The organism is Sinorhizobium sp. 7-81 (assembly GCF_030124405.1).
Classification (GTDB): Bacteria; Pseudomonadota; Alphaproteobacteria; order Rhizobiales; family Rhizobiaceae; genus Sinorhizobium; species Sinorhizobium psoraleae.
The window spans coordinates 1,197,658-1,220,679 of the sequence record NZ_JASKLT010000001.1 but is presented as its reverse complement, the minus strand read 5'-3'; the positions used below and the strand labels follow the sequence as shown (position 1 = coordinate 1,220,679).

Sequence of the window (23,022 nt, the reverse complement as noted above, 5' to 3'; positions counted from 1 at the left end):
GCTACAAGGATCGAGAATAAATCATACTAATCCGAGCGAAACACCATGACCCCCATTCAAATTGCGATTGTCGGCGTCGGCAAGATCGTGCGCGACCAGCACCTGCCGGCTATTTCAAAGAATGCCGACTACCGGCTGATTGCGGCGGCGAGCCGCCACGGAATTGTCGACGGCATCGATAATTTCAAGTCCATCGAGGCGATGCTGGAGGCGGTACCGGCGATTAATGCCGTCTCGCTGTGCATGCCGTCGCAATATCGTTATGAAGCCGCGCATGTGGCGCTCGAGGCCGGCAAGCACGTCTTCCTCGAGAAGCCGCCGGGCGCGACCTTGAGCGAGGTTGCCGATCTCGAAGCGCTGGCGGCGGCCAAGGGTGTTTCGCTCTTTGCAAGCTGGCATTCGCGCTATGCGCCGGCGGTCGAGGCCGCCAAGGCGTTTCTCGCGTCGACGGCGATCCGCAACGTCAAGATCATCTGGAGGGAGGATGTCCGCCACTGGCATCCGAATCAGGAGTGGATCTGGGCCGCCGGCGGACTCGGCGTCTTCGACCCGGGCATCAATGCCCTCTCGATCGTCACTCATATCCTGCCCCGCCCGATCTTCATCACGTCGGCGACGCTCGAGTTTCCAGAGAATCGCGATGCGCCGATCGCTGCGACAATCGCTTTCAGCGATGCCGACAAACTCAGCGTTTCGGCGGAATTCGACTGGCGCCAGACCGGCAAGCAGAGCTGGGACATCGTCGCCGAAACCGACGCCGGCGAGATGGTTCTGTCAGAAGGCGGTGCCAAGCTGGCCGTCGATGGAAAGCTGGTGCATGAAGAGCCGGAGCAGGAATATTCGATGCTTTATCGGCGCTTCGCCGAGCTCATCAAGACCGGCAAGTCCGATGTCGATTTGGCGCCTTTGCGCCACGTAGCCGACGCCTTCATGCTCGGCCGGCGCAAGTTCGTCGAGGCGTTCCACGACTGAGAATGTCGTTTGCTCCTCGCTGCCATTGCTGACTGACCCTCTCCCCCTGATCCTCTCGCCGCGCGCGGGGAGAGGGGGCCGAGAGCTTGCGGCGAGTCCCCTTCGCCCCGCTTGCGGGGAGAAGGTGGCCGGCAGGCCGGATGAGGGGCAGCCTTTCCGCTTGACGAGAGGGTCGCTCAGGCCTTCTTTTCCCAGCGCCCGTCTCTGTTCTGCTGCCAATAGGTGAGGTTGTGCCCCTCCCCTTTGAGCCGCTTCCATTGGGCACGCGCGGCTTCGAGCTGCTGCTGATCGTAGCCGTCGAACATGAAGACCACGCGCTCGTAGTCATTCACCGGCGGCGGCTCCGCGCCATCCACAAGGAAGCGCACGGTCGCGGCATTCTGATTGCCGTGATCGGCGACGATCAGGATCGGCTGGTCTGCCGCAAAGTCACCGGCATCCGTGCCATGCGGCAGAAAGCTGTCGTCCCGATAGACCCAAAGGTGCGTGTCCAGCGCGTCGCGCCGCTCGGCATCGACCGTCTGCACGGCCACCCGCCACCCGCGCTCGATGCTCTTGTCGAGCAGCGGCGGCAGTGCATCCTCAAGCTTCGATTCCGTCAGGTGATAGAAAAGAATCTCGGTCATACCGCCCTCTCCCGGACACCTGCCGCGCTAACGGTCAGGACTCGTAGCTCGCGCGGACCAGTTCGTCGAGGAGGCGCACGCCGAAACCGGATCCCCAGGACTGGTTGATCTCGTCGGTCGGCGAGCCCATCGCCGTTCCGGCGATGTCGAGATGCGCCCACGGCGTATCCTTGACGAAGCGCTTGAGGAACTGCGCCGCCGTCACCGAGCCGCCATGGCGACCGCCCGTGTTCTTCATGTCGGCGAACTTGCTGTCTATCATCTTGTCGTATTCTTTGCCGAGCGGCATCCGCCAGAGGCGCTCCTGCGTCGTGGAGCCGGCTGCGAGCAGTTGTTCGGCAAGGCGGTCGTCATTCGAGAACAACCCCGCATAGTGGCTGCTGAGCGCCACCATGATGGCGCCGGTGAGCGTCGCCAGATCGATCATCGCCTGCGGCTTGAAGCGATCGTTGCAGTACCAGAGCGCATCGCAGAGGACGAGCCTGCCTTCGGCATCCGTATTGATCACCTCGATCGTCTGGCCAGACATCGACGTCACGATGTCGCCCGGTCTCTGGGCACTGCCGTCCGGCATGTTCTCGACGAGCCCGATGATGCCGACTGCGTTGACGTTTGCCTGCCGCGCGGCGAGCACATGCATGAGGCCGGTAACCGCGGCGGCGCCTCCCATGTCGCCCTTCATCTCCTCCATGCCCGAAGCAGGCTTGATCGAAATGCCGCCGGTATCGAAAACGACGCCCTTGCCGATGAAGGCGATAGGCTTCTCTTTCGCCTTTCCGCCTTTCCACTGCATGATGACGAGGCGCGGCGGCCTGGAAGATCCCTGGGCGACGCCGAGCAACGCGCCCATTCCGAGTTTCTTCATCTCCCGCTCGGTCAGGATTTCGACGTCGACGCCGAGCTTTTCCAGTTCCTTCGCCTTGGCCGCGAACTCCACCGGCCCAAGTACGTTGGCCGGCTCGTTGACGAGATCGCGTGCCAGAAACACGCCTTCGCCGATCGCCTGAGCGGTAACGAACGCCTTCTTCGCGGCGATCACCATGCCGGTAACGATGGTGACTTTGATCGGCTTTTGCTGGGGCTTCGAGTCGTCGTCGGATTTCTTGGTCTTGTAGCTGTCGAAGGAATAGGCGTTCATCTCCATGCCGAGGGCGAAATCCGCGGCAGCCTTGCCCGTGACGTCCACACCCGGCGCATCGAGAAAGACCGTGACCTTTTCAGCGGAGCGCAGCTTCGCGGCAACCGCGCCGCCCGCCTTCAACCAGTCGTGATCCGTCAGTGCCGCCGCGTCGCCGAGGCCGAAAAGGAGGATTCGGTCGGCCGGCGATCCGTGAGGAGCGACGATATCGAGTGTCGAAAGCGCCTTGCCCGTGAACTTGCCGACCTTCGCAGCCTTCGGCAAAACGCCTTCCGGATCGGCGACTGTCGCACCAGCTGCTTCCTTGCTACCGGCGACCTGAAGAAGGACGGCGACGCCGCCAGCCGGGCGATGGGACTTACTGAAAGCGAACTCGAATTTCATCGGCATATAACACTCCGGGCAGTTCTGATTTGGGCCCGCCCGCTCTGTTACCGGACGGTTACAGTGGCAAACATTCGCGACGCCGGCCACCGTCAAAGTGGTGGCGCGCACCCTTCTCGCTTTTGAACCGCTTGGCAAGATGCTCACACGTGTTTACATGCGGTTAACCGCAGTTCTTCGCCTTATATTAGCCTTGGCGTTCGAGAATCGGATTCGAACGGAGCAGCCGGCGGAGAGCCGGTCGGGGCGCAAAGCGAGCCAGTGAACGGGGTCGTGAAGGCGGAGGGGCACGGAAACTTGAGCAGGATTTTGGACCGGATACGGACATGAAGCTGATCGAACGCTACATCTTCCGACGCGCCGCGACCATGTTCCTCGCAACGCTTCTGCCGCTGATGGGAATCGTGTGGACGACACAAGCGCTCACGAACGTGAACCTGGTCACCGACAGCGGTCAGTCGATCTTCGCTTTCCTGAAACTCGCGACACTGATTCTCCCGTCTGTCGTTCCGATCATTCTCCCGTTCGCACTTATTATCGGTGTGACACAGACGCTGAGCGCGATGAACACCGATTCGGAACTGACCGTACTGAACGCGGCCGGCAGTTCCCGCATGTCGATTATCCGGCCCGTCATCTATCTTGCGGCCGGATTGAGCGTGCTATCCTTTGCCATCGATAACTTCGTCGAGCCCTATTCTCGCGTCGCCGTGCGCCGGATGATAGCGACGGCGCATGCCGACCTGCTCTCCGCCGTCGTGCAGGAGAACTCCTTCCGAAAGATCACCGACGGGCTTTATGTGCAGGTCGGTGCCCGCCGCAGCGGCGGCGTCCTGCAAGGCATTTTCGTTGCCGATTCGCGCAATCCGAATTTCGAGCTCGTCTATTACGCTCGCGAGGGCGCCGTCGACGAGGAGAGCTCGGCCTTGGTGATGAAAGACGGAGAGGTCCACCGCAAGCTGCCGGATGGCGGCGTCTCCGTCATCAAGTTCGACTCCTATGCTTTCGACCTGACGGACATGACCAGGATGGCTGGCGAGGCAAATATCCGGGCCAAGGATCGCGACCTTTTCTACCTGCTCAACCCCGATCCGAACGATCCAGCCTATAAAAGATCGCCGTTGACGTTCACAGCGGAACTCAATCGCCGCTTCACCGAATGGACTTTCCCGCTGCTGTTCGGCCTCATCGCGCTGGTCGTCAGCAGTGATGCGCGCTCCCACCGAGAGGCGCGCGTACATCCGATGATCAGTGCACTCGGAGCAGCGCTTGTCATTCGATGGATGACGTTCTATGCGGGAAACAGTGCCGAGGATTCCTTCTGGTTCGTTCCGCTCATGTATTTCATTCCACTGGCGACTGGGGCATTCGCGATTCATCAGCTTGTCAGCAATCGCCGCCTCGACATACCGACGACATGGCGGGAAAAGCTGTCCGAACTCCTGGTTCGGCTGCGCTTCATGCGGCCGGCGGGTGCTGACGGGGAGCAGGCATCATGATCCTCGACACCCTCGGGCGTTATTTCTTCAAGCGCTACACGATCACGACATTCTGGTTTCTCGTCGGTATCTTCGCGCTGATCTTCATCATCGATTTCAGCGAGCTTGCCAGCCGCATGTCGGCGTTGCCCCACTATTCGGTGAGCGGCGCATTGCTGATGACGACGTTTCGCATCCCGACGATCATGCAGCAGACGGTTCCCTTCATCGCGCTTTTTGCCGCGATGGCCGCATTGATCTCGCTGAACCGCCGCTACGAATTGGTCGTGACACGGGCGGCCGGCATTTCCGTCTGGCAATTCCTTCGACCCTTCGTCCTCGGCGCATTTCTTTTCGGCTTGCTCGCCGTCGCCATACTCAACCCGCTTGCCGCCTGGGGCACGAAGAAGGCTGAGGCGCTCGAAGCCGAGTGGGGCTCGTCCCGTTCCGCAGAAACGAATTCGATACCCTGGCTGCGTCAGATCTATGATGGCACCGATACGATCATCGGAGCGCGCTCGGTTCAGAAGGGCGGAACGGAGCTGATCAACGTCACCGTCATCCACTTCGATCCACAGGGTACGATCACCAAGAGGCAGGACGCGAAGTCTGCGAAACTCGAAGATGGTTACTGGCTTCTTAACAATGTTACGGAAACCGGCGGCGGTCAGCTGCCCCGTCGTCAGGAAACGGCACAGCTGCCCACGAATCTGAAGGCCGAGTTCGTGCAGGAGCGTCTGGCAAAGGCTGATTCCATTCAGTTTTTTGACCTTCCGCGGAAGATCGAGGTGGCCCGATCCTTCGGCTTTTCGACCAACGGCATGGAAACGCAATTTCACTCCCTGCTGTCTCTGCCGCTATTGCTCGTGGCGATGACTTTGATCGCTGCATGCGTCTCTTTAAAATTTAGCCGGTTCAACCAATCGCGCTCCGTAATTCTCGGTGGAATCCTCTCAGGCTTCGTGCTTTATGTCGTCACCGTGCTTGTCAAAGCATTCGGGACCAGCGGTATCGTGCCTCCGTTCGTTGCAGCCTGGTTGCCAGTTGTTGTAGCGATGGCGCTGGGCTCGACGATTCTACTTCATCAGGAGGATGGCTAGTGGCGGTAGGCAACCGCAAACGCATGAAGCTGATCAATGCTACCCTGCTCGCGGGCGTGGCGTTGCATACACTTGCCATGGGAATCAATGCGCCTGCCCTGGCGCAGGACACATCGGCACGAATCGATTCGCTGCAGCCGAACATTCCGGCTGACGAAAAGCTGCTGCTGTCCGCGAATGAGCTCGTCTACAATCGCGACGCGGAAACCGTTACCGTACGCGGCAACGTTCAGATCGAATACGGCGGCTACAAGATGGTCGCCCGTCAAGTCGTCTACGACCAGAAGTCGGGGCGGATCATGGCGACCGGCGAGATCCAACTGATCGAACCGGATGGTAACATCGTCTACGCCGACAAGATGGATGTCACCGACGATTTCGGTAATGGTTTCGTCCAGGCCCTGCGGATCGAAACGACCGATCTGACGCGGCTGGCGGCGGAAAGCGGTGAACGCCGCAACGGTGAGGAGTTCATTCTCAACAAGGCCGTCTATACCGCCTGCACGCCCTGCAATATCAAGCCGGAACACCGTTCCCTGTGGCACATCAAGGCGGAGCGTGTGATCCAGAACGGCAGGACGCACACGATTCGGCTTGAGAACGCCCATTTCGAGCTCTTCGGCAAACCGATTGCCTATATTCCGGTGATGGAAATCCCGGACCACACGGTCAAGCGCAAGAGCGGTTTTCTGTTTCCGAAGTTCCGGTATGCGCAAAAGCTGGGCGCCGGTGTGGGCGTGCCCTACTACTGGGCGATTTCGCCCTATATGGATGCGACCCTCACCGCGACAGGATTGACCCGGCAAGGCTTTTTGCTCGAGGGCGAGTTCCGCCAATCGTTCCATAACGGCTTGCACACGCTGAACGTGGCCGGCATCAGTCAGCTCGACAAGGATCAGTTCACGCCCGGAACGGTCGATGCCGAGGAAACCAACCGCGGCATGGTGGCTTCCAAGGGTGAATTCGAGATCAATCCGCGCTGGACCTTTGGCTGGAACGTGCTCGTCCAGTCCGACGCCAACTTTGCCAAGACCTACGATCTGGAGAGCTTCGACGGCACCACCTATGTCAATCAGGCCTATCTGACCGGTCTCGGCAAGCGCAACTACTTCGACTTGCGCGCCTTTTATTTCGACATCCAGGACGCCGACCCGAACAGCATTGAGGAGAATCAGCAGCCGGCGGCGCAGGTCCTCGATTACTCCTACACCGCGCCGCAATCCGTTTTGGGCGGCGAGCTCAATGCAGACGTCAATCTCACGAACATCAAGCGCAACCGGCTGGACAACATCAACGTCCTTGGCGTCGAGCGCTTCCGCGGCCTCGAGGGCACCTCGCACCGCCTGACAGCGGAACTCGAATGGAAACGGACATTCATTGCTCCGGGCGGTCTCGTCCTGACGCCGTTGCTCGCTGCACGCGGCGATGCCCTGGGCCTCAGCATGGACGACCCTGGCCCTGACTACACCGGTAACTACATCGACAGCGACGCGGCAACGCGGCGCATGCTGACTGCCGGTCTCGAGGCGCGCTATCCGATCCTCTTTGCCGGTGAGAACAGCAGCCACGTGCTGGAGCCAATCGGGCAGATCTATGCCCGCCCGGACGAACAGCATGCCGGTGGCCTCCCCAACGAAGACGCACAGAGCTTCGTGTTCGATGCGACCAACCTTTTCGATCGTGACAAATTTTCCGGTTTCGATCGCATCGAAGGCGGAACACGCGCGAATCTCGGCATCCGCTACACCGGAAATTTCGACAACGGTTACGGTTTGCGCGCGATCGCCGGCCAATCGTTCCACCTCGGCGGGCTCAATTCCTTCGCAACCGACGATCTCGTCAAGGTCGGAGCGGACTCGGGACTGGAGACCAAGAGTTCCGACTATGTCGCGATGTTCGGCATCGACGCGCCTTCCGGTCTGATGGCAAGTCTCTCCGGGCGACTGGACGAAAGCGACTTCGATCTGCGCCGTGCCGATGCGACGGTCGGCTATCTCGGCCTGACGTGGCAGGCGGCTCTGACCTACACGCGCATCGAAGCGCAGCCGATCTACGGATCGCCCTCCGACCAGGATGAAATCCAGACGGCAGCCGCCTTCAGGTTCCACGATTATTGGTCGGTGTTCGGAGCATTGACCTATGACATCAACAACGACGTGATATCGCGCAACGGCTTCGGCATTACCTACGATGATCAGGATACGTTGTTCTCGATCGTCTACCAGCAGGAGCGCGATACCGACAGTTCAGTGGCGAACGATTGGTCGATCGGCGCTCGTATCAGCTTCCGCACGCTCGGCGACATCGACATTGGCGATACGACATTCGAGGAACTGGACTACTACTGAGTTCTGGGCCTGAGCGCCGTAGCCTGTCCTTTGCTCTATCGGCTGTAGCGACGTTGCGCGTCTCGAAGACGCGCAACACTCAAGGTTTGACCATGTGGTCTTGTCATCGTTTGGCCGCATGTATTATGCATTTCCTCCAACTGACGTAGGGAAGGCGCAGGCTTGCGGTCCAAAGAAGGCCGCGGGCAATTGGGGCGCGGGACGGACAAGGAAAGACTATGGGCGGGAAATCTATCTTGCGGGCGCTGTCGGCGCTGGTGCTTGCCGGCACGCTGAGCGTCGCTGTGTGTGCAGCGGCACAGGCCGCGAGCGCGGTCAAGGTGATCGTCAACAATGTCGTGATCACTTCGGGCGACATCGCGAAGCGCGTAGCCTTCATTCGCCTTCAACGGCAGCGTGGCGGCGCAGAGGAAGCTAAGCAGCAACTTATCGACGAAGTGCTGAAGCGCTCCGAGATCGCGCGCGTCCAGCAATCGGTCAGTACGCAGGACGTTGACGCGGCTTTTGCGCGTTTTGCCTCCGGAAACAAGCTGTCGCCCGAGCAACTCGGCAAGATCCTTGATCAGTCCGGTGTCGGCGTCGATCATTTCAAGCAGTATATCGCCGTCCAGATGAGTTGGCCGCGCGTCGTCAACTTCCGCTATGGCAATGCCAACCGCCTGTCCGGAGGCGATCTTGTGAAGCGCATGATGGAGGGCGGCGGCAACAAACCGGTCACGACGGAGTATTTCCTGCAGCAGGTCATCTTCGTCATTCCGGAATCGAAGCGCGGCGCGATTACGGCAAAGCGACAGGCTGAAGCCAACGCTTCGCGCTCGCAATTCCCCGGTTGCGAAACGTCCAAGGCCTTCGCAGCCAACTATCGCGACGTCTCGATTCGCAGCCTTGGCCGGGTGCTTGCCCAGCAATTGCCGGAAGATTGGAAGCCGCTCGTCGAAAAGGCTGGCGACGGCACGACGACCGGCACACGCGTCACCGAAAAGGGTGTCGAATATCTTGCCATCTGCAAGAAGCGCCAGGTCAACGACGACACTGCCGCCGAAATCGTCTTCCGCGCCGAGGATCTCGGCAAGAAGAAGTCCGGCGGCGAAGACCCGAACAGCGCGAAGTACCTCGAAGAACTGCGTGAGAAGGCGCGGATCATCAACAAGTAACACGGGCTATCATGAACAAGACGAGCGGCAGGCCGATCGCCCTGACGATGGGCGACCCGGCCGGTATCGGCCCGGACATCAGCCTGACCGTGTGGGCAAGGCGCAAGACGCGGGCGACGCCGCCCTTCCTTTTGATTGGCGATCCTTCGGTGCTTTCGGACCGCGCAAAGGCGCTCGGCCAGACCGTGCCGATAACGGAGACCGATTGCCTCCATGCATCCTCCGTCTTCGGGGGGGCCCTGCCTGTATCGCCGATCCGCTGCACCGCTCCGGTCGTCGCCGGCGAACCCAATGCGGCCAACGCCTCCGCAGTCATCGGCGCCATCGATGCCGCAGTGCGGCTCGTCATGGCCGGCGATGCGTCGGCCGTCGCCACCAACCCCATTGCGAAAGCGGTGCTTTACGAAGCCGGCTTCCGCTTTCCCGGCCATACCGAATATCTCGCGCATCTCGCGGAGAAGGCGACCGGGGCGCCCGTGCTGCCGGTCATGATGCTGGCCGGGCCGAAGCTGCGGGCGGTTCCCGTGACGATCCATATTCCGCTCAAGGATGTTCCCGGCGCACTGACGTCGGAACTGATCTACCGGACCTGCATGGTAACGGCCGCCGATCTCCGAGGCCGCTTCGGTTTGGCGGCACCGCGCCTCGCCGTCGCCGGTCTCAACCCGCACGCGGGCGAAGGCGGCGCACTCGGCCTCGAGGACGACGCGCTTATCCGCCCCGTCATCGACCGGCTCCGCGCCGAGGGACTGGATGTCGTCGGTCCGCTTCCGGCCGATACCATGTTTCACGACCGCGCAAGGGAAACCTACGACGTCGCCATATGCATGTATCATGACCAGGCATTGATACCCGCCAAGGCGCTTGGTTTCGATGACAGCGTCAACGCCACGCTCGGCCTGCCCTTCATCAGGACGTCGCCGGACCACGGCACTGCATTCGGCATCGCCGGAAAAGGAATTGCGCGCGAGGATAGCCTGCTGGCGGCACTGCGCCTGGCTGCGGAGCTCGCTGCCAATGCGGAAGGGACGCATCGCTGATGGCGGCGCTCGACGGCCTGCCGCCACTCAGAGACGTCATCCAGCGTCATGGCCTCGACGCAAGGAAGGCGCTTGGTCAGAATTTTCTGCTCGACCTCAATCTCACCCAAAAGATCGCGCGCACGGCCGGTCCGCTCGATGATGTGACCGTCATCGAAGTCGGCCCTGGGCCCGGCGGCCTCACGCGGGCGATCCTGGCGTTGGGTGCCAAGAAGGTCGTGGCGATCGAGCGCGACGCCCGATGCCTGCCGGCCTTGGCCGAAATCGCCGCCCATTACCCGGGCCGGCTCGACGTAATCGAGGCGGACGCTTTGAAGGTCCCGTTCGAGGCGCTGGCCAGCGGCCCGGTACGGATCATCGCCAACCTGCCCTACAATGTCGGCACGCAGCTCCTGGTCAACTGGCTTCTGCCGGAGCGCTGGCCACCCTTCTGGCAATCGATGACGCTGATGTTCCAGCGCGAGGTTGGCCTGCGGATCGTGGCGGGTGCCGACGACGACCACTATGGCCGGCTGGGCGTCCTCTGCGGCTGGCGGACAAAGGCGCGCATGGCCTTCGACGTCCCGCCGCAAGCCTTCACGCCGCCGCCCAAGGTCACCTCGTCGGTCGTCCATCTGGAGCCGATCTCCGATCCGATCCCCTGCTCCGTGTCAGCGCTTGAAAAAGTGACGCAAGCCGCCTTCGGCCAGCGCCGCAAAATGCTACGCCAGAGTCTGAAAAGTCTGGGTGGCGAGGCGTTGCTGGCAAGGGCGGATATCGATCCCCAAAGACGTGCCGAAACGCTGACGGTCGAGGAATTCTGCCGATTGGCGAACTGTCTCGGTGGTTAAAGCCATTCCGGGAAAAGTGTGTAGCGGTTTTTCCGTCCGGAATTGCCTAAGTTCAAAGAGTTAGATCATCATTTCACTGTTTCAATGGAACACTGAAATGATCTTGTCAGCCAAGTCAGAGATGCCTCCGCCCCGCTCGATTAAAAGGGGTTTTCCGTCAGCAGCCGGTTGACGAACTCGAACAGGCCGGGACGGCGGTCGCGGCGCAGGCGTTCGGCCTCCACAATCGCCCGGACGGCAGAGAACGCCCGATCGAGATCGTCGTTGACGACAATGTAGTCGTACTCGCGCCAATGCTCGATCTCGGCGCGTGAATTGGCCAGCCGGGTCGCGATGACGTCTTCGCTGTCTTCGGCGCGGCGGTGCAGCCTTGACTGCAACTCGGCCATCGACGGCGGCAGGATGAAGATCGAGACGACATCGCCTCCCATCTTTTCCTGCAATTGCTGGGCGCCCTGCCAATCGATGTCAAAGAGCATGTCCCGGCCTTCGGCCATCGCCGCCTCGACAGCATCGCGCGGTGTTCCATAAAAGTTGCCGTGCACCTCCGCCCATTCGAGCAACGAATCCGTCGCACGCAGGGCCTCGAATTCGCGGATCGACTTGAAGAAATAATGCCGCCCCTCGATTTCACTCGGCCGCCGCGCGCGCGTCGTCACGCTCACCGAAATGCTGAGTTCCGGATCGGCCTCGAGCAGGTTGCGGGCGATCGTCGACTTACCGGCACCCGACGGCGACGAAATCACGAGCATCAGCCCACGGCGGGCGATCTTGATGGGCGAAGCGGTCGCCGATTTCATGTCTTACTCCAGATTCTGAACCTGCTCGCGAAATTGATCGATCACGACCTTCAACTCGATTCCGGCGGCCGAGACGGCAGCGGCATTCGACTTCGAACAGATCGTATTCGATTCGCGGTTAAATTCCTGTGCCAGGAAATCGAGCTTGCGGCCAATAGGACCGCCCTTCGCAAGAAGATCGCGGGCAGCGGCGACATGCGAACCGAGACGGTCGATTTCCTCCCTGAGGTCCGCCTTCGTCGCAAGCAGCGCAACCTCCGCATACAGCCTGTCGCGGTCGAGCGAGGATGCGCCCTCCATCATCAGCGCCACCTGCTGCGCCAGCCTTTCGGCAATCGCCGAAGGGCTGCGGGACGGGTCGCCCTCGACCGTGGCCGCCAGGTGCGCGATGCGATCCACCTGCGCAAGCAGGATCTGGCCAAGCGCGCTTCCCTCCTCTTCACGCATGGACCGCAAGTCATCGAGGGCAAGCGCCAGGCCGGCGAGGATATCGGCGTCGCGCGCGGCGCGCTCGCTCTCACTTTCTTCCGGCTCCCGGAAGTCGATGATGCCGCGGATGGAAAGCAGCGTGTCGAACTTCAGCGGCGCTGGATCGACGAGATCACCGAGCTGCTCGCGAAGCTTCAATACGGCCGACAACGCACCCTGATTGACGACGGCCTCCACGGCGGCCTCGCCGCCACTGACGGTGAGGCCGATTTGCAGATTGCCGCGGGCAAAATGTTCCGATGCGAGGCGCCGACAGTCGGGTTCGAAGCGCTCGAGCCCCTGCGGCAGGCGGAGGCGAATGTCGAGCCCCTTGCCGTTGACGGACCGCAATTCCCAGGCCCAGCGATGCCGACCGCTGCTGCCCTCTCTCCTCGCAAAGCCAGTCATCGATTGGAGCGGCATCATTACCTCCGTTCGCTGCTGCATCTCTCCTCGAAATCAGAGCTGATTGAGGAAACATGCAGCGATCCAAAAGTGCTGCGGCGACGTTTGCGCGTCTGAACGCGGCGCTGTAGTTGCAGAAGCAATAGGTCGGCGGCGCGGGATCCCGCAAGGGATATCCGCACCGCACTCCATCCGTCCACAATAAGGGCCTGTTACTGCGCCTCGGCCGGTGTCACCGTCGGCTCGGCAGTTTTGGCCGCCTCCGCCGCCTTGGCCGCCTCTGCAGCCTTCTCGGCTTCGAGCTTTCGCCAACGCCTCACGTTGGCGTTGTGCTCGTCCAACGTCGCGGCAAAGACATGGCCGCCCGTTCCGTCCGCCACGAAATAAAGTTCCGGCGTGCGGGAAGGATTGGCGACGGCTTCGAGTGCCGCACGGCCCGGATTAGCGATCGGCGTCGGCGGCAGCCCCTTGATGATATAGGTGTTGTAAGGGGTTTCCTTATCGAGGTCCGACTTCAGGATCGCCCGATCCGCCGGCTTCCCCTCCCCACCGAAGATGCCATAGATAATCGTCGGGTCGGACTGCAGCCGCATGCCTTTTTCCAAGCGGTTTATGAAGACAGACGCCACGCGTGGCCGCTCGTCCGCGCGGCCCGTTTCCTTTTCAACGATCGAGGCCAGCGTCACGAACTCCTCGACAGACGAGACCGGGAGATCGGGATCGCGCTTTTCCCAGATCTGATCGACCAAGGCTTTTTGCGCTGCGACCATCTGCTGGACGATCTCGGCACGCTTGGTGCCGCGGGTGAATTTGTAGGTGTCCGGCTTCAGCGAACCCTCCGACGGCAGATCCGACGGCAAATCGCCGACGAGCACCGGATCATCGGCGAGTTTGCGGAACATCTGCTTGACCGTCAGTCCCTCCGGAAGAGAAACGGAGTATAGGATCGACTTGCCGGACTTCAGCAGTTGCATGATTTCCTGCATCGACGAGCCGGCCTTGATCTCGTATTCACCTGCCTTCAGGGTCTCATTGTCGAGATAGGCTTCGGACACGAAACGGAACACACGGCTGTCCGTGATGATGTTATTGCGCTCCAGGCCGCCGGCAATTTCGCTGATGCCGGCGCCACTGCGAACGATGAAATTCTTGTTCGCCTCCAGCGGGCCGGGCTTTTCGTATTCGTGCATCGCATAATAGACCGCGCCGGCGGCTGCGAGCGCCACGAAAACGATGACCGTCATCAGGAAATTGAGAAAGATGACAACCTGGCTGCGCGCCTTGCGGGACCGCTTGGGCGGTTGCGGAACCTTTTCCGGGCGCAGGGCCTCGTTTGCCGATTTCGGGATGATCGGCCCGTTGCTCCCGGTTTCATTGCGGCCGAACTGTACCGCGCCGTTATCGTTTGAGTCGCTCACGATTATCCCGAATCCGAAATTCGCAATCTCAATCAAGCTGCCACCAATGCGAATTTCGGCTTAGACCGGCGGCAAGCTGAATGTGTCAGAGCAATGGATATTCTACAAATTGTCAGAAGTGCCTTGCGCGAACATAGTCGGCGGCGCCGCGCGGCGGCGACTCCTCCAGTTACAGCTTGTAGCGAGCAATGCGGCAAAAAGCAGGATCACCAACCGGTGTTTGAACGGGACCAGTACGCCGGAAGCGGTTTTCCGACATCACGACGATCCTCGGCCAACGTAACCGAGAATCGTCGTGGAGAATCATCATTATCGATCCTGTCGTGTCGGCGATCTTAGTTGCCGTTGTAGCGACGCAGAACCAGCGAAGCATTCGTGCCGCCGAAACCGAAGGAGTTCGACAGTGCGATGTTGATCTCCCGCTTGCGCGCGACATGCGGCACCAGATCGATCTTCGTCTCGACGGAGGGATTGTCGAGGTTGAGGGTGGGTGGAGCGATATTGTCGCGAATCGCCAAGGCCGAGAAGATTGCCTCGATCGCGCCAGCGGCGCCTAGCAGGTGTCCGATTGCCGACTTGGTCGAAGACATGGATATCTTCGAAGCGCTGTTGCCGACCAGCCGCTCGACCGCGCCAAGTTCGATGGTATCGGCCATCGTGGACGTTCCGTGGGCGTTGATGTAGTCGATGTCGGCGGCCATCAGGCCGGCTCGCTTCAACGCCATCTGCATGCAACGATACGCGCCATCGCCGTCCTCGGACGGAGCGGTGATGTGGAAGGCGTCACCGGACAGGCCGTAGCCGACGACTTCGGCGTAGATCTTGGCGCCGCGTGCCTTCGCATGCTCCAGTTCCTCGAGAATGACGACGCCGGCGCCTTCCCCCATGACGAAACCGTCGCGATCGGCATCATAGGGGCGCGATGCCTTTTCCGGATTATCGTTGTGCTGGGTCGAGAGCGCCTTGCAGGCGGCGAAGCCTGCGAGCGAAATGCGGCATATCGGCGATTCCGTGCCGCCCGCCACCATCACGTCGGCATCGCCGAGCGCGATCAACCGGCTCGCATCGCCGATCGCATGCGCACCGGTAGAGCAAGCCGTCACGACCGAGTGGTTCGGGCCACGAAGCTTGTGGCGAATCGAAACCTGGCCCGAGGCGAGATTGATCAGGCGGCCGGGAATAAAGAATGGGGAAATACGACGCGGGCCCTTGTCGCGCAGCGTATAGCCGGCATCGACGATGCCCTCGAGACCGCCGATGCCGGAGCCGATCAGCACGCCCGTCGCAATCTGGTCCTCATCGTTATCCGGCTTCCAGCCGGCGTCGGCCAGCGCCATGTCGGCTGCAGCCATCGCATAAACGATGAAGGGATCGACCTTGCGCTGTTCCTTCGGTTCCATCCAGTCGTCGGGATTGAAGGTGCCGTCCGAGCCGTCGCCAAAAGGAATTCGGCAGGCGATCTTGGCAGGAAGATCCTCAACCTCGAATTCGGTGACCTTGCGCGCAGCATTCTGGCCCGCGATAAGACGCGACCAACTGACCTCGGTTCCGCAACCCAAAGGAGATACCATGCCGGTACCGGTGATAACGACACGTCTCATAACCCGTGACCCACCCTGACTGTTCAGTTCTAGAGGCGGACCGGACCACGCGTGACGACCCCGATCCGTGCATCCATTGTAAATTTCTCACGTGACGATCAGAGGGAAGGCGGGAACGCTTTGCTGATCGAAACCCGCGGTCAACGCAGGCCAGCCCACTTCCCTGGGCTGGTACGGGCCGCGGCAGGCGGCCCGTCAACGGCCTAGACCGTAAAGATCAGGCCTGAGCCTTCTCGATGAACTTGACGGCGTCGCCGACGGTCAGGATCGAATCTGCCGCGTCGTCCGGGATCTCGACACCGAATTCTTCTTCGAATGCCATGACCAGTTCGACGGTGTCGAGCGAGTCCGCGCCGAGGTCATCGATAAAGCTTGCGCCTTCGCTGACCTTTTCGGCGTCGACGCCAAGATGATCAATAACAATTTTCTTCACGCGTTCTGCGATATCGCTCATGTCGGAGTTCCTCGACCTTCGTTTCTCTGCGGCGCCATTCTTGGCGCCGTCACTTTCAATCAAGCCTGATAGACCAAGATAGTCCAACGGGCAATCCATCCAACCGAACCCGCGGAAAACCCAAGGCAGCGAGGGCTGCCGGACACCTGGCCGGACCGGTCGACTGCGCACAGTCATGGCCCGATTAACATGGTTTAAGCCTGCCGCAAAGTGCGAAAATGCCCGACATTCGCTTGGTCAACATTGAATTTCAGGCATTTGGCATCGACCAATGAAGGTACCGAACCGGGTAGCGACGACGGGCGAAACACGCGCCGTCCGCCTCACCCGGTGCCGGATCAGATCATCGCCATGCCACCGTTGACGTGAATGGTCTGCCCGGTGACGTAACCCGCTTCGTTCGAAGCAAGATACGCAACGGCGGATGCGACCTCCGCACCCGTACCCATCCGCCGCATCGGGATCGCACCCATGATGCCTTCCTTCTGCTTGTCGTTAAGCTTGCCGGTCATCGCACTTTCGATGAACCCTGGGGCAACGCAGTTGACGGTAACGTTGCGGGTGGCGATTTCCTGCGCGAGCGACTTGGAGAACCCGATCATGCCCGCCTTCGAAGCGCAATAGTTGGCCTGCCCAGGATTGCCGGTAACGCCGACAACGGAGGTGATGTTGACTATGCGGCCGAAACGGCGGCGCATCATCGGGTGTGTCAGTTCACGGGTCAGGCGGAAGACCGCCGTGAGGTTGACCTCGACGACACTGTCCCAATCTTCATCGCTCATGCGGACGAAGAGGCCATCCTTGGTGATGCCGGCATTGTTGACGAGGATGTCGACGCCACCGAGCTCAGCCTCCGCCTTCTCGCCAAGCGCCTTGACTTCGGCGCGGTCGGAAAGATTGGCGGGAAAGATCTGGACGCGTTCGCCAAGCGTGTTGGCAAGTGCTTCGAGCTTCTCGACGCGCGTGCCGTGCAGGCCGACAATGGCGCCCTGTGCGTGCAGGATGCGGGCGATTTCCTCGCCAATGCCACCGGATGCGCCGGTGACGAGAGCCTTGCGGCCGGAGAGATCAAACATGGACATGTTCCTTGTAACTGGAGCGCTCAGGACTGAAGTGCGGCGAGCGCCGTATCGATGTCGGCGGGCGTATTGACGGCAATACCATTGACAGTCTTGTCGATCCGTCGAGCAAGTCCCGTCAGCACCTTGCCCGAGCCGATTTCATAAAGCGTCGTGACATTGTTGGCCGCGAACCATTCTACCGTCTCGCGCCAGCGCACCTGGCCGGTCACTTGCTCGACGAGCAACCGGGCGATCTCGCCGGCGTCACTTACCGGAGCGGCCAAAACATTCGCCACCAGTGGAACGGACGGGTCGCGCTTCTCTACCTTGGCAAGCGCATCGCGCATGGCATCGGCAGCAGGCGCCATCAGCGAGGAATGGAAGGGCGCGGATACCGGCAGCATCAGCGCGCGCTTGGCACCTTTTTCGGAGGCGAGCGCGGCAGCCTTCTCCACGGCCTGCTTCTCTCCCGAGATCACGAGTTGTCCGCCGCCATTGTCGTTGGCGATCTGGCACGACCCGAGCGCGGACGCTTCACGACAAACCGCGTCAACGTCCGCATGTTCCAGGCCGATGATGGCAGCCATGGCGCCTTTGCCGACGGGAACAGCCGCCTGCATCGCGTTACCGCGAATGCGCAGGAGACGGGCCGTGTCGGCGATCGAAAACGTCCCGGCGGCGCAGAGCGCGGAATACTCGCCGAGCGAATGGCCGGCGACGAAGGCGACCTTGTTCTTGAGATCGAGCCCCCTTGCCTCGAGCACGCGGATCACCGCCATGGAAACGGCCATCAGCGCCGGCTGCGCGTTTGCCGTCAGCGTCAGCGTTTCCTCCGGCCCGTTCCACATGACGTCGGAAAGCTTTTCGCCCAACGCTTCATCGACCTCGGCGAACACGGCTGCAGCCTCCGGAAAGGCCTCCGCCAGATCCTTGCCCATGCCGACAGCCTGACTGCCCTGCCCGGGAAACGTGAATGCAATACTCATGGGGCTGCCCTTCCCTTGATGACGAAACGACCGGAGCGAGCCAAGCTTCTCGTGATCGTTTCTCATATGATTAGAGCGGATGCCGGCGGAAAACCGCCTCACATTCCCCATCCGCCCTGTTTTTCCTCTCCATTCACATTCCTGAACAGGGAGTCAAGCGCAGAGGCCGAGCTTCACCCTTGCCAGCGGGCTTTTGCCCTTGATCTTAGTCAATCAAGGCGTAAGTTTGCCGCGCATCGCTGCCGCCCCGCTGATAAACCATGCTCCGCGGCACAACCCAATCATTGGCGGCGCGCCTTTTCCTCCCGCTGGCGCGGAACCGCCCCTCGCGAGGAACAATACTTCATGCGCTACAACATGCTAGGCCGCACCGGCATCAAGGTTTCGGAAATCTGCTTGGGCACGATGACCTGGGGCTCCCAGAACACGCAGACCGAAGCCTATGGACAGCTCGACTACGCCTTCGACCGTGGCGTGAACTTCATCGATACGGCCGAACTCTATCCGACGACGCCGCTTTCGGCCGAAACCTACGGCAACACCGAGCGCATCATCGGGAACTGGCTGGCGATGCGCGGCCGCCGCGACGATGTGGTGGTCGCGACCAAGGTGGCCGGTCCCGGCCGTCCTTATATCCGCAATGGCGAACCGACGACGCCCGAGGGCATAGAAGAAGCTTTGCACGCCAGCCTGAAGCGGCTGAAGACCGAATATGTGGACCTTTACCAGCTGCATTGGCCGAATCGCGGCCACTATCACTTCCGCAATTCCTGGTTCTACGACCCGTCCGGACAAGACAGCGAGCATGTCGCCGCAAACCTGAAAGCGATCCTCGACAAGCTTGGCGACCTCGTAAAGGCCGGCAAGATCCGCACCATCGGGCTTTCGAACGACACCGCCTGGGGCGCCATGAAGATGCTCGACCTGTCGAACAGATACGACCTGCCGCGCGTTGCGACGATCCAGAACGAATACAATCTTCTCTATCGCGCCTACGATCTCGATCTCGCGGAACTGTCTCATCACGAGGATATCGGTCTGCTTGCCTATTCGCCGCTCGCAGCCGGTCTCCTGAGCGGAAAGTATCTCGGAGGGGCGAAGCCGGCAGGATCGCGCCTGTCGATCAACGGCGACCTCGGCGGCCGTTTCACACCGCACCAGGAGCCCGCCGTCGCCGCCTATGTGGCGCTCGCCCGGGAGCATGCCCTCGATCCAGCGCAGATGGCACTCGCCTTCTGCCTAAGACGTCCCTTCACGGCTTCGGCCATCATCGGCGCGACGTCGATGGAACAATTGAAGACCGACATCGGCGCCGCCGGTATAACGCTCTCGCAAGACGTGATGAACGGCATCCGGCGCCTCCATCGGCTCTACCCGGCGCCGATCTGAGCGGCTCTTTTTAAATCGGATCCGATTTAAGAACATGCAGCAATTCAGAGGTGCTACGGCGGCCTTTGCGCGTCTGACAAGACGCGCGGCACTGTAGTCGGGGGCGCAAGGGCTTCAAGCCGCCATCTGGCGGCAGCTCTCGGCGCAGCGCCTGCAGGCTTCAACACATTCGTCCATGTCGCCGATGCGCTCACAATCCTCAGCGCATTCGTCGCAGATCTCCGCGCATTCGCGGCACAGATGAACGTGGTGAGGGCTTCCGATCAGCATGAAATGCGCCGTGGTCCGGCAGATCTCGGTGCACCCCATCATCAGCCTGAAATGAGACGGCTCAGTGTGTTTGCCGCCGACTTGAAGGCAATGGTTCATCGCGGTCGACAGACACGCGGAATAGCAGTCCAGACAATTGTCGATGCACGGTTGCATTCTTGGATCGACATGGGTCATCGTCGTCTCCCGCTCCTTTGGGTTGCGGCTATCCAACAGCAATGCCGTGCGATTGTTCCGTGCGAACACCTCGGCGAGGCCGCGAACACCCAAGTTCGGATCACGGCTTGCATTTCAGCGGAAAATCCGTATAAGCGCGCTGTTCGAAACACCCGGTCTTCTGGCTGGTGGCTGAACGGAGGGCCGGTTTCCGCGTTGGAAGCCGCCAGGAATGCAAGACATTCCGGCCTCCCGTGTCTCCGCTCTCGACCGTCTCGATACAACACTTTCTTGCCGGCTGCACTGCGGCCATAAGAACAGTCGTTGAGGCTTAGCCGCCGAGGTCCGGGCTGATTAACGCAAGAAAGGCAAGCCACAATGGCTCTTTATGAACACGTATTCCTTGCCCGGCAGGATATCACGCCGCAGCAGGTCGATGCTCTCGTCGAGCAGTACAAGGGCGTCATCGAAGCGAACGGCGGCAAGGTCGGTCGCGTCGAGAACTGGGGCCTGAAGTCCCTCACCTACCGCATCAAGAAGAACCGCAAGGCTCACTACGTCCTGATGGACATCGATGCTCCGGCACCGGCTGTCCACGAGGTTGAGCGCCAGATGCGCATCAACGAAGACGTCCTGCGCTACATGACGATCGCTGTCGAGAAGCACGAGGAAGGCCCGTCCGCGATGATGCAGAAGCGCGATCGCGACGATCGTCCGCGCGGCGAAGGCCGTGGCCCGCGTGAAGGCGGTTTCGACCGTGGCCCGCGTCCGGACCGTGGCGACCGTGAAGACCGTCCGCGCCGTCCGCGTGAAGACCGCGCGTAACCCGAAGCTTAGGAGATAAAGACAATGGCTGAAGTTTCTTCCGCTCCGGTACGCCGTCCGTTCCACCGTCGCCGCAAGACCTGCCCCTTCTCGGGCGCAAATGCTCCGCGGATCGACTACAAGGACGTCCGCCTCCTGCAGCGCTACATTTCCGAGCGCGGCAAGATCGTTCCGTCCCGCATCACGGCCGTTTCCCAGAAGAAGCAGCGCGAACTCGCCCAGGCGATCAAGCGTGCGCGCTTCCTCGGTCTGCTGCCCTACGTCGTTTCGTAAGGCGCTTGACTCTCCGTCAGTCGATTGACTCGACGGAGACTCGTTCCGAGGCAAGGCATTCCGCACCGTGAATGGCTTGCCTCTCTCCCTTCCGCGGTGGGCGCGGATCGGAACCGGCGCATGCGCCAAAATCCCATGTTGGGGCCAAAGCTCGACGGCGACCCCTAACTGCGTTTCAAGCAGGACAGCGAACGTGAATATCTGGAACAGGACATCGCTGATCACCGGCGCGCTCGCCGGCATTACCGCCGCCCTTCTGTCGATGGGCGCGAACACGCAGTCGTCCTTTGCGATCGTTCTCTACGCTGCGTCGGCACTACCGATCCTGATTGCCGGCCTCGGATGGGGCAACGCGGCCGCGATCATTGCGATCGTGGTTGCCGGCGCGACCGCCGCCGCGCTCGTTTCCTCCTACTTCGCGCTGCTGATCCTGCTCGTGACGCTTGTTCCCGCCGGCTGGCTCAGTCACCTCGCAAATCTTGCGCGCCCAGCCTCCGAACTCGGCGGCCCCGAAGGCGCGCTTGCCTGGTATCCGCTGTCCGACATCCTCGGCCATCTCGCCGGGCTCGTCACCGTCGGCATGATCATCGTCGGCTACATCGTGGGTTACGATTCCGGCGTCTCGGACCGGATGATCGACATGGTGATCGAGGCGGTAAAGGCGCAGGAACCGCTCTATAATCCGGACGCCGCCGCCATCGCGCAGATCAAGGCGATGTTCACGCTCGCCCTGCCGCTCGTCCAGGGCGCGATCTGGGTGCTTATGCTCTTTGCCGCCTACTATCTCGCAACGCGGATCGTCCAGTTGTCCGGAGGGTCGCTGCGTCCCCGCGAAGACATTCCGTCGGCGTTGAGGATGCACCGCAACGCCATTTTCGTCTTTCTCGCCGGCCTGATCCTCGCATTTCTCGGCGGGGCGCCGGCGGCGATCGGCGCCCTCATCTGCGGCACGTTCGGCGCAGGCTTCCTGCTCTCGGGCTTTGCCTCGTTCCATTTCCGCACGCGTGGCAAGTCCTGGCGGCTTCCCGTGCTGTGGATCGCCTACCTGTCGGTATTCGTCTTCACGATCCCGGCCGTGTTCTTCCTCCTGTTTGGCTTGACCGATACGCGACGCACCATCGCGGTCACGCCGACTGGAAAAAGCTGACCAACGAAACAACGCTAAACTGAAAGGAATCAAAAATGGAAGTCATTCTCCTCGAACGCATCGCCAAGCTCGGCCAGATGGGCGAAACCGTAAAGGTTCGCGACGGCTTTGCACGCAACTACCTGCTACCGCTCGGCAAGGCGCTGCGCGCCAACGCCGCCAACAAGGCCCGCTTCGAATCCGAGCGCGCAACCCTCGAAGCCCGCAACCTCGAGCGCAAGTCCGAAGCTCAGCAGATTGCGGACAAGCTGGACGGCAAGTCCTTCATCATCGTCCGCTCCGCCGGCGAAACCGGCCAGCTCTACGGCTCGGTTGCTGCCCGTGACGTCGTCGAGGCGCTTGCCGCCGACGGCTTCAACATCAACCGCAACCAGGTCGACCTCAACCATCCGATCAAGGCGATCGGTGTGCACAAGGTAACGCTGCACCTGCATGCGGAAGTCGAAATCGCCGTTGAAATCAATGTCGCCCGTTCGACCGAAGAAGCCGAGCGCCAGGCGAAGGGCGAAAGCCTGACGTCCGCTGATGCCATCTACGGTGTCGACGAAGACGCCCTGAAGCCGGAAGACTTCTTCAACCCGGAAGCTGAGTTCGAAACCGAAGAAGAATAAGCTTCGCGGCATACCTGAATTGAAGGGCCCGGATCCATCGATCCGGGCCCTCTTCATTTTGCGCGTCGCGCTGCGTCGTTCCGCACCA

At 61.1% G+C, this 23,022-nt stretch carries 22 protein-coding genes; 12 read left to right on the top strand and 10 right to left on the bottom strand.

The window, feature by feature from the left end; genetic code table 11:
* The first annotated feature begins 45 nt into the window (after positions 1–45).
* On the top strand, positions 46–972 hold the full coding sequence (locus QN224_RS05865) for a Gfo/Idh/MocA family oxidoreductase (protein WP_283975891.1): 927 nt from the start codon (positions 46–48) through the stop codon (positions 970–972).
* Between the two features lie 176 nt (positions 973–1,148).
* On the opposite strand, the gene QN224_RS05860 is transcribed toward QN224_RS05865, so the two are convergent.
* The gene (locus QN224_RS05860; protein ID WP_269276834.1) at positions 1,149–1,598 is read right to left on the bottom strand and encodes a DNA polymerase III subunit chi; all 450 of its coding nucleotides are present in this window, start codon (positions 1,596–1,598) and stop codon (positions 1,149–1,151) included.
* A gap of 34 nt (positions 1,599–1,632) precedes the next feature.
* Positions 1,633–3,126, bottom strand: a complete 1,494-nt coding sequence (locus QN224_RS05855) for a leucyl aminopeptidase (RefSeq protein ID WP_283975890.1) — start codon at positions 3,124–3,126, stop codon at positions 1,633–1,635.
* A gap of 320 nt (positions 3,127–3,446) precedes the next feature.
* Between QN224_RS05855 and lptF the strand changes: the two genes are divergently transcribed.
* The 6 genes from lptF (at position 3,447) to rsmA (ending at position 11,070) form a co-directional block, all read left to right on the top strand.
* Positions 3,447–4,619, top strand: coding sequence for an LPS export ABC transporter permease LptF (lptF, locus tag QN224_RS05850; RefSeq protein ID WP_173510373.1), 1,173 nt, complete (start codon positions 3,447–3,449; stop codon positions 4,617–4,619).
* Positions 4,616–5,698 carry an LPS export ABC transporter permease LptG gene (lptG, locus tag QN224_RS05845; protein ID WP_283975889.1) on the top strand — a complete coding sequence of 361 codons (1,083 nt, stop codon included), beginning with the start codon at positions 4,616–4,618 and terminating at the stop codon, positions 5,696–5,698. Before lptF ends, lptG begins: the two co-directional genes overlap by 4 nt.
* Positions 5,698–8,046 (top strand): LPS-assembly protein LptD, encoded by a 2,349-nt coding sequence (locus tag QN224_RS05840; protein ID WP_283975888.1) that lies wholly within the window; start codon positions 5,698–5,700, stop codon positions 8,044–8,046. The genes lptG and QN224_RS05840 overlap by 1 nt, the downstream gene beginning before the upstream one ends.
* A 218-nt stretch (positions 8,047–8,264) precedes the next feature.
* Positions 8,265–9,200 carry a peptidylprolyl isomerase gene (locus QN224_RS05835; RefSeq protein WP_173510376.1) on the top strand — a complete coding sequence of 312 codons (936 nt, stop codon included), beginning with the start codon at positions 8,265–8,267 and terminating at the stop codon, positions 9,198–9,200.
* Between the two features lie 11 nt (positions 9,201–9,211).
* Complete coding sequence (gene pdxA / locus QN224_RS05830) at positions 9,212–10,240, top strand: 4-hydroxythreonine-4-phosphate dehydrogenase PdxA (RefSeq protein ID WP_283975887.1); 1,029 nt, start codon at positions 9,212–9,214, stop codon at positions 10,238–10,240.
* Positions 10,240–11,070 carry a 16S rRNA (adenine(1518)-N(6)/adenine(1519)-N(6))-dimethyltransferase RsmA gene (gene rsmA, locus QN224_RS05825; RefSeq protein WP_283975886.1) on the top strand — a complete coding sequence of 277 codons (831 nt, stop codon included), beginning with the start codon at positions 10,240–10,242 and terminating at the stop codon, positions 11,068–11,070. Before pdxA ends, rsmA begins: the two co-directional genes overlap by 1 nt.
* A 140-nt stretch (positions 11,071–11,210) precedes the next feature.
* Here rsmA and gmk read toward each other — a convergent pair whose 3' ends face one another.
* The 7 genes from gmk to fabD form a co-directional block, all read right to left on the bottom strand.
* Positions 11,211–11,870 (bottom strand): guanylate kinase, encoded by a 660-nt coding sequence (gene gmk / locus QN224_RS05820; RefSeq protein WP_283975885.1) that lies wholly within the window; start codon positions 11,868–11,870, stop codon positions 11,211–11,213.
* Positions 11,871–11,873: 3 nt separating this feature from the next.
* Positions 11,874–12,761, bottom strand: coding sequence for a YicC/YloC family endoribonuclease (locus QN224_RS05815; RefSeq protein WP_283975884.1), 888 nt, complete (start codon positions 12,759–12,761; stop codon positions 11,874–11,876).
* A 194-nt stretch (positions 12,762–12,955) separates the two neighbouring features.
* Positions 12,956–14,161 (bottom strand): endolytic transglycosylase MltG, encoded by a 1,206-nt coding sequence (gene mltG / locus QN224_RS05810; RefSeq protein ID WP_283975883.1) that lies wholly within the window; start codon positions 14,159–14,161, stop codon positions 12,956–12,958.
* Between the two features lie 335 nt (positions 14,162–14,496).
* The gene (gene fabF / locus QN224_RS05805; protein WP_283975882.1) at positions 14,497–15,762 is read right to left on the bottom strand and encodes a beta-ketoacyl-ACP synthase II; all 1,266 of its coding nucleotides are present in this window, start codon (positions 15,760–15,762) and stop codon (positions 14,497–14,499) included.
* A 217-nt stretch (positions 15,763–15,979) separates the two neighbouring features.
* On the bottom strand, positions 15,980–16,216 hold the full coding sequence (locus QN224_RS05800) for an acyl carrier protein (protein ID WP_003531676.1): 237 nt from the start codon (positions 16,214–16,216) through the stop codon (positions 15,980–15,982).
* 338 nt (positions 16,217–16,554) lie between these two features.
* Positions 16,555–17,292 carry a 3-oxoacyl-[acyl-carrier-protein] reductase gene (gene fabG, locus QN224_RS05795; RefSeq protein ID WP_173510382.1) on the bottom strand — a complete coding sequence of 246 codons (738 nt, stop codon included), beginning with the start codon at positions 17,290–17,292 and terminating at the stop codon, positions 16,555–16,557.
* Positions 17,293–17,318: 26 nt separating this feature from the next.
* A complete protein-coding gene (gene fabD / locus QN224_RS05790; protein ID WP_283975881.1) occupies positions 17,319–18,263 on the bottom strand; it encodes an ACP S-malonyltransferase in 945 nt (314 codons plus the stop codon).
* A 345-nt stretch (positions 18,264–18,608) separates the two neighbouring features.
* Between fabD and QN224_RS05785 the strand changes: the two genes are divergently transcribed.
* Positions 18,609–19,652 carry an aldo/keto reductase gene (locus QN224_RS05785; protein ID WP_283975880.1) on the top strand — a complete coding sequence of 348 codons (1,044 nt, stop codon included), beginning with the start codon at positions 18,609–18,611 and terminating at the stop codon, positions 19,650–19,652.
* A gap of 114 nt (positions 19,653–19,766) precedes the next feature.
* Here the strand turns inward: QN224_RS05785 and QN224_RS05780 are convergent, their stop codons facing one another.
* Positions 19,767–20,099: a four-helix bundle copper-binding protein gene (locus QN224_RS05780; RefSeq protein WP_283975879.1), complete on the bottom strand. Its 333-nt coding sequence runs from the start codon at positions 20,097–20,099 to the stop codon at positions 19,767–19,769.
* A 357-nt stretch (positions 20,100–20,456) separates the two neighbouring features.
* Between QN224_RS05780 and rpsF the strand changes: the two genes are divergently transcribed.
* The 4 genes from rpsF to rplI all read left to right on the top strand — a co-directional run bounded on the left by rpsF (position 20,457) and on the right by rplI (position 22,934).
* Positions 20,457–20,903: a 30S ribosomal protein S6 gene (rpsF, locus tag QN224_RS05775; protein ID WP_034854248.1), complete on the top strand. Its 447-nt coding sequence runs from the start codon at positions 20,457–20,459 to the stop codon at positions 20,901–20,903.
* Between the two features lie 24 nt (positions 20,904–20,927).
* Positions 20,928–21,176: a 30S ribosomal protein S18 gene (gene rpsR, locus QN224_RS05770; protein WP_012707461.1), complete on the top strand. Its 249-nt coding sequence runs from the start codon at positions 20,928–20,930 to the stop codon at positions 21,174–21,176.
* A gap of 193 nt (positions 21,177–21,369) precedes the next feature.
* Entirely contained in the window at positions 21,370–22,323 is a 954-nt protein-coding gene (locus QN224_RS05765) for a DUF2232 domain-containing protein (RefSeq protein WP_283975878.1), read from the top strand.
* A gap of 35 nt (positions 22,324–22,358) precedes the next feature.
* Positions 22,359–22,934 (top strand): 50S ribosomal protein L9, encoded by a 576-nt coding sequence (rplI, locus tag QN224_RS05760; RefSeq protein WP_173510387.1) that lies wholly within the window; start codon positions 22,359–22,361, stop codon positions 22,932–22,934.
* Positions 22,935–23,022: the final 88 nt, after the last annotated feature.

Excerpts from the sequence above, each read along its gene's own strand:
- QN224_RS05865 (WP_283975891.1), top strand. The coding sequence starts at position 46 with ATGACCCCCATTCAAATTGCGATTGTCGGCGTCGGCAAGATCGTGCGC.
- QN224_RS05860 (WP_269276834.1), bottom strand. The coding sequence starts at position 1,598 with ATGACCGAGATTCTTTTCTATCACCTGACGGAATCGAAGCTTGAGGAT.
- QN224_RS05855 (WP_283975890.1), bottom strand. The coding sequence starts at position 3,126 with ATGCCGATGAAATTCGAGTTCGCTTTCAGTAAGTCCCATCGCCCGGCT.
- lptF (WP_173510373.1), top strand. The coding sequence starts at position 3,447 with ATGAAGCTGATCGAACGCTACATCTTCCGACGCGCCGCGACCATGTTC.
- lptG (WP_283975889.1), top strand. The coding sequence starts at position 4,616 with ATGATCCTCGACACCCTCGGGCGTTATTTCTTCAAGCGCTACACGATC.
- QN224_RS05835 (WP_173510376.1), top strand. The coding sequence starts at position 8,265 with ATGGGCGGGAAATCTATCTTGCGGGCGCTGTCGGCGCTGGTGCTTGCC.
- pdxA (WP_283975887.1), top strand. The coding sequence starts at position 9,212 with ATGAACAAGACGAGCGGCAGGCCGATCGCCCTGACGATGGGCGACCCG.
- rsmA (WP_283975886.1), top strand. The coding sequence starts at position 10,240 with ATGGCGGCGCTCGACGGCCTGCCGCCACTCAGAGACGTCATCCAGCGT.
- gmk (WP_283975885.1), bottom strand. The coding sequence starts at position 11,870 with ATGAAATCGGCGACCGCTTCGCCCATCAAGATCGCCCGCCGTGGGCTG.
- QN224_RS05815 (WP_283975884.1), bottom strand. The coding sequence starts at position 12,761 with ATGCCGCTCCAATCGATGACTGGCTTTGCGAGGAGAGAGGGCAGCAGC.
- fabF (WP_283975882.1), bottom strand. The coding sequence starts at position 15,762 with ATGAGACGTGTCGTTATCACCGGTACCGGCATGGTATCTCCTTTGGGT.
- QN224_RS05800 (WP_003531676.1), bottom strand. The coding sequence starts at position 16,216 with ATGAGCGATATCGCAGAACGCGTGAAGAAAATTGTTATTGATCATCTT.
- fabG (WP_173510382.1), bottom strand. The coding sequence starts at position 17,292 with ATGTTTGATCTCTCCGGCCGCAAGGCTCTCGTCACCGGCGCATCCGGT.
- fabD (WP_283975881.1), bottom strand. The coding sequence starts at position 18,263 with ATGAGTATTGCATTCACGTTTCCCGGGCAGGGCAGTCAGGCTGTCGGC.
- QN224_RS05785 (WP_283975880.1), top strand. The coding sequence starts at position 18,609 with ATGCGCTACAACATGCTAGGCCGCACCGGCATCAAGGTTTCGGAAATC.
- QN224_RS05780 (WP_283975879.1), bottom strand. The coding sequence starts at position 20,099 with ATGACCCATGTCGATCCAAGAATGCAACCGTGCATCGACAATTGTCTG.
- rpsF (WP_034854248.1), top strand. The coding sequence starts at position 20,457 with ATGGCTCTTTATGAACACGTATTCCTTGCCCGGCAGGATATCACGCCG.
- rpsR (WP_012707461.1), top strand. The coding sequence starts at position 20,928 with ATGGCTGAAGTTTCTTCCGCTCCGGTACGCCGTCCGTTCCACCGTCGC.
- rplI (WP_173510387.1), top strand. The coding sequence starts at position 22,359 with ATGGAAGTCATTCTCCTCGAACGCATCGCCAAGCTCGGCCAGATGGGC.